We start from the raw sequence: 11,829 nt of genomic DNA, 5'->3' as shown, positions 1-11,829 counted from the left end.
TGCCGTCGCGCGGTTCAGGGATCCAGCGGATCCATCGGATCGATGCGCAGCGATTCGGGAGCCGGCACGAACGGGATCGCGTAGGGCGAAACGCGTGAACCGACCTTGCCCGGAACGTAACCCAGTTCATGGCGGTTGCGCTCGCTGAAGGCGCTGCTGGCGACCGAATCGATATGCGATGGACTGCTGACCACCAATGCCGGTTGCCGCGGCGGTGCCTGCAGGGCCGCCAGCAACCGGGCCGCATTGCGCAGATTGGTGGTGGTGTGGCGGGCATACGGCTCGATGATGATTGCATCTGCGGGAATGCCGAAGCGTGCCATCAGCGCTTCGCGCATCTGCACCGCTTCGACGCTGCGGGTGCCGCGTGGATGTACCGCACCACCCGAGACGATGAGGAAGGGTGCATCACCTGCCGCGTAGCGCTGCGCGGCCGCCTTCAGGCGCAGCTTGCTGCCGGCGCTGAGCGGGGTGGTCAATTCGTCCGGTCCCTGGCCAAGCACGATGATCGCGGTGTACGGATGCGCATTCCAATCGAGCTGCCGCGCACGCGCAAACGGCGCGGCGTTCATTCCCGCGCTGATCGGCTCGAAGCGGATCGCATCGAGGCGGTCATTGGCATCGAGCAGGCCTACCGCCACCGCGATGCTGCGATCGAAGGCGGTGTAGGCCGCGCTGGCGTCCACCTCGCTCATTTGCACGGCAATGGCGACGTCGCCGGCCAGTCGCGTGCTGCCCGCCGCGCCGACCGGGCCGTCGATGGCGTCGTAGCGGGGCGGCTGGCCCTGGCCATAGACGGAGAGAATGTTGTTGAGGCCTGCCAGTTCCCGTTCGATGGCTTGGGCGTGCGCGGGAGCCGCGGCGATCAACAGGCCGGCCTGCGTGGGCGTCCAGTGTGCGGACGCGAGCGTGCAGGTGGCGGTCCGGCAGTCGGCCAGCTGCTGCATGCGTTCGGCCAGGAGGGCGCGCGCATCACCGGGCAGCGTATCGGGCTTCAACTGCATGAGGGTCGGGAACAGTCGTGCGGCCAGCGCGGCGCTGTCGCGGTCGTCGGCCGCCGCCGCAAGCGGCAGCGCCGCCGCGGCAAGCAGGGCAAGGGACAAGGCAAATCGTCGATGCATCACCAGCTCCTGCTCACCATCAGGCGGACGTTGCGGCCGAACAGCGGCCGTCCATAGATTGCCTCGGCCGAACCCTGTCCGGCCAGGGCATCGGTGCGGGTGTTGCCCTCGGTGAGTCCCTTTTCATTGGTCAGGTTGTCGCCCACCAGCTGTGCGCCCCAGTTGCCGCGTTTCCATGAAACGCCCAGCCCCAGGGTCTGGTAGGCAGGCAGCGCCGTCTGGTTGAACAGATCAACATAGGATTTGCCGACCACGTCATAGCGCAGCCAGGTCTCGAACTGGTCCTGGCCGTGCTGGAAGCTGAAGGTCGGGCGGAGGTTGCCGTAGAGCTTGGGCTCGCGAACGATCTGCTTGCCGTTGACGGCGGCCGGATCGGCGCCGGAATCGTTCTGCAGGCTGTCGTACTGCGGATCGCTGACCGTGATCGAACCGGCAATGCTGAACCAGTCGAGCGGCCGGAACAGCCCATCCAGTTCGATGCCCTTGGAGACGGCGGTACCGATGAACGGCACCGACTGGTCATTGCGGCCGGTCGTCGGGTTGAACGCCACGAACGAGGCGTTGAGCGGGTCGAACTTCGTGTAGAACGCAGTCAGGTACAGGTAGGACCGGCCGAATCCGGCCTTCAGGCCCAGCTCGTACTGGTCCAGCTGCGTCTGCACGATGGTGGGATCGATCGAGCGTGCCACCGACGAGTTGGGGACGATCTCCATGTGCGAGACACGGGCGTAAGCACCCACCGAAGAGGTGAAATCGAAGTTCGCGCCGACGGTCCAGTTGGTCGCGGACGGATCCAGGCGATGGTTCTGGACGACGCCGGTGAACCGGCGCGTGGTGTTGTCGGCCAGTGTATTGCGGTCGCCGAGGTCGACCTGGGCGGTCTGCTCTGCATAGCCTTCATAGCGGTAGCGTTCATGGCGGATGCCGGCGTCGAGCTTGAAGCGGTCCGTCAGTGCCCACGTGTCATTGGCATACACCGCGAACATGCGGGCATCCACTTTGCCGCGATTGAGGGTAGTGGTGTAACGCAGCGCGCCCTTGTCGGTGACGTATCCCAAGGGGGCGCCATCGTTGCCGTAGGCCACCAGATCCAGCAGGCGTGGCTTGCCGCGCATCTCCATCAGCATGTCCTGGTACAGACTGAAGGCCGTGGTGCCGAAGAAGGCCGTGTATGCGCCGATGTTCAGATCGTGGCTGCCCCAGGCCGTTTCAAACAACCGCGTCGCACTGAAGTCGGCCTGGCCGGAGTAGAAGTCCGAATCTGCGGCCCGGTACTGGGCCGAGATCACCAGGCCGGAGTCGGCATAGGGGTCGTAGGCGCTCGCCCCGTTGCTGCCGGCCAGAGCGTAGCCCATCCGCGCGACGCCGGCGCCGAAGGCGCTACGGGCCGCGCCCAGATAGCCGTTGGCGAAAGTGCGTGCGTCGACCGGGTTGGTGGTCGAGTACAGTGCGTCGAAGGTGTTGCGGCCCTTGGTGTAACCGGTTTTCAGCGAGATCGTCCAATCGCTGGCGGTATTCTCGTACTGGAAGCCGATGTTGCCGAAGCGCATGTGCCGGCCATCGGCCAGGTCGCGGTTCATGCCCTGCAGGACGCCGCCGCCATCGAGGTATTTCAGGTTGACACTGCGCAGCGACGGCGAGTTCAGCGTACCGTCGAAGTAGTCGATGTACGGGTCCAGCGGGACGCTGGGATTGCGCGGATCGGCGACCGGGATCGGCAGGTAGAACGTATTGTGGTCATCGACGAAGGTACCGCTGACCTTGAACCAGCTGGTGTCATCGAAGTAGTGCTTGATGTTGCCCCTGATCTGCCCGCCCTTGTCGTTCGGGAAGCCGTTGTCGCGGTAGCCATCGTGCTGGCGCAGGAATCCACCGACCGCATAGAAGGTGTCCTTGCCGAGGGCGCCGGACTGGTACATCTCGCCACGGTACAGCCCGGTGTCACCGACGGTCAGCTGGGCCTTGCCGTGGGTCTGTTCCGAGCCCTCGGCCAGGATGTTGTTGACGATGGCGCCGCCACTGCTCGCATAGATCGGCGCCGGACCACCACGCACGATCTCCACCCGCTGGTTCATCACGTCGAACCGGTTCATGCCGTCGCCGGAATTGAAGAAGTGGCCATCCAGCTCCTGGTAGAGCGGCAGGCCGTCCTGCTGGAAGGCGATGAAGCCACGATCGGTGGGAATGCCGCGCAGCCGGGTGATGTTCTGCACCTCGCCGCCGGTGGCCTCGACATGGATGCCGGGCACGGACCCGAGCAGGTCGGCATAGCTTTTCGGTGCGAGTTTCTGCACGTCTTCGCGGCTGAGCGAATTGACTGCGAAGGACGCATCGAAACGACGCTGGGTGCGCGCCGCACCGGTGACCACTACCGCATCCAGCGTTGCGGCGTCGACGCTGCCCTGGTTCTGGACCGAGGCGTCCTGCGCAGAAGCGTTGCCATGCAGGGATATCAAGGCCAGGGAGATTCCCAGGACCAGGGGGCTGATGTTCATCGGAGGGCGGCCATGCAGGAAAGGGGGACCGCTGCACGGTAGGTCCGGGCGATGACGGAATTGTTTACTTCGGCGGAAATAAACAATTAAACGGTGGCATCGGCGCCCAGCTGGTGGATCGGCAGCAGCGCCGCGCCCACCGATACCGCGGATCCTCCCAGCCGTGACACATGCACCTGCGGCAGGCGCAGGCTGTCCAGCGCGCTGCTCCAGCGTGCCGGCTGCTGCAGGTGTTGCCCCAACGCTTCCAGTACCTGGCGGGGTAGGGAACCGGACAGGATCACGGCGCCCGGATCGAGCCAGGCCACGCCGGTATTGGCCGCTGCGCCCAGCTGGTTTCCCGCGCGTTCGGCCCAGGCACTGATGATGCCGGCATGGCTTTCCAGGCAGGCCTCCAGCTCGAACAACGAAGGAATCCCGGCGCCGGCGTCGCGCAACGTGGCCAGCAGGTCGATGCCCGAGGGGCGCGGTGCGTCCATGCGGAACAGGCGGCCGATGTCGCCTGCATTGCCGAACTCACCGCGCATCACATCACGCCGGTGGATCACGCCGCCACCCACGCCGTGGCCGACATACAGCAGCAGCGCCGAAGCGCAGTCGCGGATCAGCCCGCTGTCGTAGTACTCCGCCAACGCCGCCAGGGTTGCATCGTTCTCCACCCACACCGGGAAGCCGAAGTAGTCTTCGAAGAACTGGTCGTTGTCGATGTCGCGCCAGCCATGCAGCCAGTCCACCGCGTGCCGGCGTGCCGGACCGGTTTCGACCACGGGCCCCGGAACGGCCACGCCGAGGCCCAGAAAGCGCGCGCGCATCAGTCCGGTGCTGCTGGTGAGGCTGCGCAGGCGCTGGTCCACGCAATGGACGAAATCGAGGGGATCTGCGCTGTCGAATGCGGTGGCATCGCGGGCGATGACCTGGCCGGCGAAATCCACCAGTGCGATCTCCAGCCAACCGGGATGCACCGTGGCACCGGCGGCATAGCCGCCCCGACCGGACAGCGCCAGTGGCACCGAGGGACGGCCGCGCTGGCCATCGGACAGTTGTCCCTGTTCCTCGATCACTTCCAGCATCAGCAGTTCACGCGCCAGGCGGGTCAACGCGCCGTTGTGCATGCCCAGCTGGTGGGCGATGGTGATGCGGGGAACCGCGCCCATCGTGCGCAACAGCCAGATGATGCGCTTATGGTCGGCCTCGAGCGCGATCAGCGGCTTGCGGCGCAGCCGCGATGTCGGGGCCAGGCTCACGGGCGCAGGCCCTCGCTGCGTGCTGGAGGGATGGGCCAGGCCAATGCGGCCAGCGAAAGCAGGCTGCCGATGGCGACCAGCGAGACCAGGGCGACCGAGGTGTCCAGATCGCCCGCCTGTATACCGGGCAGCACTTCGCCCAGCAGCAACGAAGAGGCCGCGATGGATAGCTTCATGGTTCCGGTGAGCAGTGCAAAGCAGCTGAGGTCATCGTCGCGTCCGCCATGGATGGCGTGGCGACGGGCGATCAGCGCGGTGCGTCGCCACAGTACCAGGCCGACGCTGGCCACCGCCGTCCCGTGGGTCGCGGCACATGCAATCGCTATGGGCGTGGAGGGGAGGGCCAGGTACACGCCGACGGCTCCGACGGCCAGCACCGACATCAACGCGAGCATCCCGGTCTCGCTGTGCAGCGTTGTACGCAGGCGCAGGCAGAGCCAGGGGGCAACCACCATGCCCGCCACCATCGCGAAGGTCAGCGCTGCCCCATGTTCGGCGAAGGGGAACAGACGCCCTGCCAGGCCGACCAGCGTCGTCTCCGCCGCCGCGGCCAGCAGAACCGGCAGCAGCGCTGGCAGGGGCAGGGCAACAGCAGCGGGCCTGGTTGCGCTGGGCCGTGGGGGCGTTGCGACGCAGGCCAAAGGAAGCGCAGCGGCCGCGATCAGCACGCCGATGACCATGCAGATCAGCAACGCGTTGCCACTGCCCTGGGACGCAGGCGTACCGACCACGACGAACAGCGCCGAGGCAATGCACAGCTTGGAGATCGGCACTACCACGGCGCGGGTGGAGACATAGCGCATGGCCTCGACCTCGTCACGGGGCAGCAACGACGTCAACGCGTTCTGGGCCACGTCGTAGACTGCATAGCAGGTACGGAACAGCAACGATGCGACTAGCAATGGCAGGAAGGCGGGCTCGGTTGCGTTGCCCGGGCTGAACAGCAGGCAGGCGCTGGCCGCCGTGCCGAGCCCGCCGATGAGCTGCAGGCGCAGGGCGAGGCGCTGCTGGTTGCGCAGGCGGGTGAACACGGCGGCCAGCAGCAGATCGAGCAGGCTGCTGTAGGCCAGTGAAATGGCCAGCAGCTGGCCGGTGTGGGCCGCCGACAGCCCCAGCCGGGCGTGCAGGTAGTAGCCCAGCACCAGATCCACGAATGACCAGGCCAGGGTGCGGGCAAAGTGGCCGGCGGCATAGAGGTGCCGTGGCGAGGGCTGCGCGTTCAACGCCGTGTACTGGGGGAGAAGAGCCGGAGATGCTGGATCGTTCTACTACCCCTGTGTGACATGGTCCTGACATGGCGGGTGGCCGGGCATTCAGCGCGTGGCTTGCACCCCCTGCCGCGGGCGTGCAGCATTTGCCCTGCTGCCCCCACCACGCGTCACGCAGCGCTTTCTTCACTGCAACGGAGCAACGTATGAAACTGTTGTCCGCTGTGTTGTTGTCTGCGCTTTCGCTCTCCGCCGTTCCGGCGCTGGCAGTGGAAGCTTCGCCCTCACCGCTGCTGGGGCGCTGGTCGCTGGATATCGCCACGTCTGCACTTCCCGAAGCGCAGCGCCCGAAGCATGTGGTGCTCGAGTTCAAGGACGCCGGTGCGGGGCGTTGGAGTTCACATGTGGACATCGTCCTGCACGACGGCAAGACCATGAAGTCCGACGGCACGCTGGCGCTGGACGGCACGCCGGGGCCCTTGTCCGGTACTTACGGTGCGGACAAGGCCAACCTGAAACTGCCGGCGCCGAACACCCTGGTGATGCAGCTGGTGGACCACGGCACGCCGGCCTCCACCCGCATCTATACCGTGGCGGCCGACCGTACGACGATGACCGAGACCAAGGCGTTCTACGGTCACGACGGCACGCCGATCCTGCAGACCAATCTGTTCAAGCGGATACCGTAGCGGCGCCGCCTGCACCACGCCCGCACAGCGGGCGTGGTGAATGCAGCAGCCTTATACCGCGGCCGGGTCGCGCTTGCCGGCGTCGATGCCGTACTTGTCGATGGCCTCCTGCATCCGCGAGCGTTCGATGCGACCTTCGTCAGCCAGTGATTTCAGGGCGGCCAGCACGATGAAGTGGCGATCCACTTCGAAGAAGGTGCGCAGCGATTCACGAGTGTCGGAACGGCCGAAGCCATCGGTGCCGAGTGCGGTGAAGCGGCGGTCGTTGATGAAGGGACGGATCTGGTCGCCTACGATCTTCATGTAGTCGGTGGTCACCACCACCGGGCCTTCATGGCCCTGCAGGCACTGCTGCACGTAGGGTACGCGCGGCTCCTCGGCCGGATGCAGCAGGTTCCAGCGTTCGGCGGCCAGGCCGTCGCGGCGCAGTTCGGTCAGGCTGGTGGCGCTCCACACATCGCTGGCGACGCCGAAGTCCTGCTGCAGCAGTTCTGCCGCGGCTTCCACTTCGCGCAGGATCGAGCCGCTGCCCATCAGCTGCACGCGTGGCTGCGAGGCGGTATCGGCGGCTGCCGGATGCAGCAGATACAGGCCCTTCAGGATGCCCGCTTCCACGCCCTCCGGCAGTGCCGGCTGCGGGTAGTTTTCGTTGAGCACGGTGATGTAGTAGTAGATGTCTTCCTGGTCGACATACATGCGGCGCAGGCCGTCATGGATGATCACCGCCAGCTCGTAGTTGTAGGTCGGGTCGTAGGACACGCAGCTCGGAATCACCGACGACAGCACGTGGCTGTGGCCGTCATCGTGCTGCAGGCCTTCGCCCATCAGCGTGGTGCGGCCCGACGTGGCACCGAGCAGGAAGCCGCGGGTACGTGCATCGGCAGCGGCCCAGGCCAGGTCACCGACACGCTGCAGGCCGAACATCGAATAGAAGATGTAGAACGGAATCGTGGCCAGGCCGTGGTTGCTGTAGGCGGTGCCGGCGGCGATCCACGAACAGATCGCACCGGATTCATTGATGCCTTCCTGCAGGATCTGGCCGTCCTTGGCTTCCTTGTAATAGCTCAGCTGGCCGGCATCCTGCGGGGTGTACAGCTGGCCCAGGTAGGAGTGGATGCCGATCTGGCGGAACAGGCCTTCCATGCCGAAGGTGCGCGATTCATCGGGCACGATCGGAATCACCAGCTTGCCCAGGTCCGGGTCCTTCAGCAGGCTGGTGAGGATGCGCACGAAGCCCATGGTGGTGGACTGGCCACGATCGCCGCTGCCCTGCAGCTGGGTGTTGAAGATCGACAACGGCGGCAACGGCAGCGGATCGACCTTCGCCAGCCGTGCCGGCAGCTGGCCACCCTGGATGCGGCGGCGCTCGGCGAAGTAGGCGGCCTCGGCGCTGCCCGGCTCCGGACGCAGATAGGGCATGTCCTCCAGCTGCTCGTCGCTGACCGGCAGGTTGAAGCGGTCGCGGAAGGCGCGCACCGCATCGGCGCTCATCTTCTTCAGCTGGTGGTTGATGTTCTGGCCTTCGCCGGCTTCGCCCATGCCGAAACCCTTGACCGTCTTGGCCAGGATCACTGTCGGCCGGCCGCGGGTTTTCACCGCCTGCTGGTAGGCGGCGTACACCTTCTGCGGATCGTGGCCACCACGTGCCAGCGCCCAGATCTCGTCGTCGCTCATGTGCGCGACCCGCTCCAGCAGCTCGGGGTAACGGCCGAAGAAGTGTTCGCGCACATAGGCGCCGCTCTGCGACTTGAAGGTCTGGTAGTCGCCATCCACGCATTCCATCATGCGCTGGCGCAGCAGGCCGCTGTGGTCGCGGGCCAGCAGGTCGTCCCAGCCGCTGCCCCAGATCAGCTTGATCACGTTCCAGCCGGCCGCGCGGAAGGTGCCTTCCAGTTCCTGGATGACCTTGGCGTTGCCGCGTACCGGACCGTCCAGGCGCTGCAGGTTGCAGTTGACCACGAACACGATGTTGTCCAGCCGCTCGCGGCCAGCCAGGGAAATTGCCGCCAGCGATTCGGGCTGGTCCATTTCGCCGTCGCCGAGGAAGGCCCAGACCTTGCGGCCCTGGTGTTCTTTCAGGCCGCGGTATTCCAGGTGGCGCATGTAGCGCGCCTGGTAGGCGGCGGTCAGCGGGCCCAGCCCCATCGATACGGTGGGGAACTGCCAGAACTCCGGCATCAGGCGTGGGTGTGGATACGAGGACAGGCCTTCGCGGCCGGCTTCGCGGCGGAAGTTGTCCATCCGTGCCGGATCGATGCGGCCCTCCACGTACGCGCGGCCGTAGATGCCCGGCGCGGAGTGGCCCTGGATGTAGATCATGTCGCCGTCGAAGGTGTCGGTGCGGCCACGGAAGAAGTGATCGAAGCCGACGTCGTACAGCACTGCCGCGGACTGGTAGGTGGCGATGTGGCCGCCGACATTGGAATGCTTGCCGGCACGCAGCACCATCACCATCGCGTTCCAGCGGATCATCGCGTTCAGGCGGCGCTCGATGGCCAGGTCACCCGGGTAGGCCGGCTGGCGCTCGGGCGGGATGGTGTTGACGTAGGCGGTCCAGGCACGGGTATGCAGGTCGCCGTGCTGCTGGGCGTCCAGATCGCTCAGCTGGTCGATCAGGTAGTGCGCGCGCGGCCGGCCGCCGGCCTGCATCACCGCCTCCAGCGATTCACGCCACTCCCGCGTTTCCAGCGGGTCGGTATCGAAGGGGATCAGGGCTTGGTTCATGACGGTCTCCAGAGGGCGCCGGTCGGACTTCTGCCTGGGCGACAACACCGGCAGGGCGCACAGCACTGGAGCGGGGTCGCAACGGCAGGGCCGTGACGCGAAGGGCGACCGTGGCGGCCACCGAGAAGACAAGCGTAGGCCTGCCCCCCACGCTTCGGTAGGCGGGCGGGGCTTGGGTCTCTGGCAAGCAAGGGTTGGCGCCGCGCGCCGTATCATGGGCCGATGCGCTGGGTGCGCCCGCTGATCAGGCCGGGGACAGCCCAGGCAGGAACACCGGGATGATCGCCACACCGACGCCCAGCAGGCACCAGGCGACGATGGGCAGCCAGCGCGCCAGGCGTTGGGCGGATTCCGGTGCACGACGGCCGCCGATCCACAGCAGCAGCGTGAGCACACCTAGCGCATAGGCGAGGACGACGACTACCGGATGCACATGGATGACCCGGCTGGGCGGCCACATCTGCTGCTGGTAGGCGGTGGTGTGGGCGACCAGCAGCAGGAACAGCAGGCTGCTGAGGGTGTTGATGGCGGTGCGTGCGTTGATGGGAGCACTCCTTGTGCGGGCTGCCGGGACAGTGCAGGGGCCGCATTCTAGCGGCTGCCCGCCGGTCGTTGAAACGCCACTGTCATCGATGGCGGTCACCCTGCGGGGCTTTCCAGCCTCGGGGTGGTTGGCCGGCCGTGAACAGCGTGAGGATCTGGGAGAAGAGCTACCAACTGCGGCGCCGGCTGCTGCGTGGCTTCTTCCTGCGTCGCGGTTCGGCCAGTGAGGATGCCGAAGACCTGGCGCAGGAGGTCTACCTGCGCCTGCTGCGCAGCACCGGCGAAGATGCCGATGCGGTCGAGAACCCGGAAGCCTACCTGTTCACTGTGGCGGCCAACCTGGCGCGCGAGCATGCGCGCGCGCGGTCGTCGCTGCCGCCGCTGGAAGATGTCGATCTGTTGGCCGAAGTGCTGAAAAGCGAAGAAGACATCGAGGGTGAATTCGAGCATGCGCAGCGCTGGAGTGATATCCGCAGCACCATCGCACGACTGCCGGCAACCACGCGGCGGGTGATGGAGCTGCACTACCGCGACGGGTTGGACTGCCCGGGAATCAGCCAGCAGCTGCAGGTGTCGGTGCACATGGTGCGCAAGCACATCGGCAGGGGGCTGGAGGCCTGCAGGAAGGCGCTGGGCGCCAGGGAGCACACATGAGCCGGAACTCATCGACCGTGGCCGACGACACGATCGCCTGCGAGGCCATGGACTGGTTCCTGCGCAATCGCGACGGAACACTGGGTGAGGCCGAGCGGGTTGCGTTCCTGGACTGGATGAAGTGCTCGCCGGAGCATGTGCGCGCCTATATGCACGCCCTCGCGCTGCACCGGCAGGTCGGTGAGGCGCTGCAATCGCCGTTGCCTGAAGAGGCGCCGGTGCCACCGCGGCAGGTCGCCGCCAAGGTGGTGCCGCTGTTCGGTAGCGTGCATGCGCCGCCGCGCGCTGTGCGGCCTCGGGGGCGTGCGCGCTGGTGGGTGATGGCTGCCGCAGCCTGTACGGCCCTGCTCGGCGTGGGCCTGGTTCCGCAGCTGATGCCCACCGCGCAGCTGTACAGCGCCGACCATGGTGAATTGCGTGACCTGGTGCTGCCCGACCAGACCCAGGTGCGGCTCAACGCGGACAGCCGCCTGCGGGTACGCATGGGCTGGTTCAGCCGCAAGGTGGAGCTGTTGCAGGGTGAGGCCACGTTCGACATCGCCCGCGACCGCCGTCCGTTCGAGGTGGAGGTGAACGGCCTCGAGATTCGAGACATTGGCACGGTGTTCGATGTCGCGCGACGGTTGCAGAGCACGCGCATCGGCGTGGTTTCCGGCGAGGTGGAGATCTGGAGCCAGGGTGCGGACGCCCGGCGTCTTGCGCAACTGGGCGAAGGCCGGGTGGTGCAGGTCGACGCGCGCAGCCATGCGGTGGAGTCGCTGGATGTACCGTTGTCGATGCTGCTGGACTGGCAGCAACGCAAGGTGTCCTTCCTGGATGAGCGGCTGGACGAGGTGGCCGCTGCCTTCAACCGGCACAACCAGGTACAGGTCCGCGTGCTGGACGAAGGCGCTGCATCGGCACGGTTGTCGGGCAGTCTCGATGCGCATCGCATCGGTGCGCTGCAGGCCTTCCTCGAACGCGACCCGCGTTTCCTGGTGAGGCGCGAAGGCGACACCGTGCGGGTCGGCAGTCGCTGAGGCCGACGTGGCCGTGGACTGTCAGAAAAAATTCATCGAATCCGCGTTCTCCACTTCGGTGGATGCGGGCTCTTACTTGGGAGAAGCCACTGCCGAGCCACGCAGCGGCGCCTGCTGCCTTCTCTCTTCCAA

Annotated in this window: 9 protein-coding genes; 3 read left to right on the top strand and 6 right to left on the bottom strand. The window is 66.4% G+C overall.

The genetic code is table 11. From position 1 onward, the window contains the following. Nucleotides 1-14 precede the first annotated feature (14 nt). The 4 genes from N5D45_RS18435 to N5D45_RS18420 form a co-directional block, all read right to left on the bottom strand. Nucleotides 15-1,121: a YdcF family protein gene (locus N5D45_RS18435; RefSeq protein WP_279939441.1), complete on the bottom strand. Its 1,107-nt coding sequence runs from the start codon at nucleotides 1,119-1,121 to the stop codon at nucleotides 15-17. After that, entirely contained in the window at nucleotides 1,121-3,616 is a 2,496-nt protein-coding gene (locus N5D45_RS18430) for a TonB-dependent receptor (protein ID WP_279939440.1), read from the bottom strand. The genes N5D45_RS18435 and N5D45_RS18430 overlap by 1 nt, the downstream gene beginning before the upstream one ends. An 86-nt stretch (nucleotides 3,617-3,702) precedes the next feature. Then, nucleotides 3,703-4,860 carry an ROK family protein gene (locus tag N5D45_RS18425; RefSeq protein ID WP_279939439.1) on the bottom strand — a complete coding sequence of 386 codons (1,158 nt, stop codon included), beginning with the start codon at nucleotides 4,858-4,860 and terminating at the stop codon, nucleotides 3,703-3,705. After that, on the bottom strand, nucleotides 4,857-6,083 hold the full coding sequence (locus N5D45_RS18420; RefSeq protein WP_164192168.1) for an MFS transporter: 1,227 nt from the start codon (nucleotides 6,081-6,083) through the stop codon (nucleotides 4,857-4,859). Before N5D45_RS18420 ends, N5D45_RS18425 begins: the two co-directional genes overlap by 4 nt. 191 nt (nucleotides 6,084-6,274) lie before the next feature. Between N5D45_RS18420 and N5D45_RS18415 the strand changes: the two genes are divergently transcribed. Next, on the top strand, nucleotides 6,275-6,757 hold the full coding sequence (locus tag N5D45_RS18415; RefSeq protein ID WP_010484263.1) for a hypothetical protein: 483 nt from the start codon (nucleotides 6,275-6,277) through the stop codon (nucleotides 6,755-6,757). 51 nt (nucleotides 6,758-6,808) lie between these two features. Here the strand turns inward: N5D45_RS18415 and aceE are convergent, their stop codons facing one another. Together aceE and N5D45_RS18405 are read right to left on the bottom strand one after the other, a co-directional pair. After that, on the bottom strand, nucleotides 6,809-9,481 hold the full coding sequence (gene aceE, locus N5D45_RS18410) for a pyruvate dehydrogenase (acetyl-transferring), homodimeric type (protein WP_279939438.1): 2,673 nt from the start codon (nucleotides 9,479-9,481) through the stop codon (nucleotides 6,809-6,811). A gap of 244 nt (nucleotides 9,482-9,725) precedes the next feature. Then, nucleotides 9,726-10,124, bottom strand: a complete 399-nt coding sequence (locus tag N5D45_RS18405; protein ID WP_010484265.1) for a hypothetical protein — start codon at nucleotides 10,122-10,124, stop codon at nucleotides 9,726-9,728. Nucleotides 10,125-10,162: 38 nt separating this feature from the next. On the opposite strand from N5D45_RS18405, the gene N5D45_RS18400 reads away from it, so the two are divergent. Together N5D45_RS18400 and N5D45_RS18395 are read left to right on the top strand one after the other, a co-directional pair. Then, complete coding sequence (locus N5D45_RS18400; RefSeq protein WP_057502720.1) at nucleotides 10,163-10,678, top strand: sigma-70 family RNA polymerase sigma factor; 516 nt, start codon at nucleotides 10,163-10,165, stop codon at nucleotides 10,676-10,678. Then, nucleotides 10,675-11,697 (top strand): FecR domain-containing protein, encoded by a 1,023-nt coding sequence (locus tag N5D45_RS18395; protein ID WP_057502721.1) that lies wholly within the window; start codon nucleotides 10,675-10,677, stop codon nucleotides 11,695-11,697. The genes N5D45_RS18400 and N5D45_RS18395 overlap by 4 nt, the downstream gene beginning before the upstream one ends. Nucleotides 11,698-11,829 lie beyond the last annotated feature (132 nt).

The sequence above is a fragment of the Stenotrophomonas sp. GD03819 genome (genome assembly GCF_029841665.1).
In the GTDB taxonomy this organism is placed as follows: Bacteria; Pseudomonadota; Gammaproteobacteria; order Xanthomonadales; family Xanthomonadaceae; genus Stenotrophomonas; species Stenotrophomonas geniculata.
Note: the sequence above shows the minus strand (reverse complement) of the source record. Positions and strands in the feature narration are given on the sequence as shown.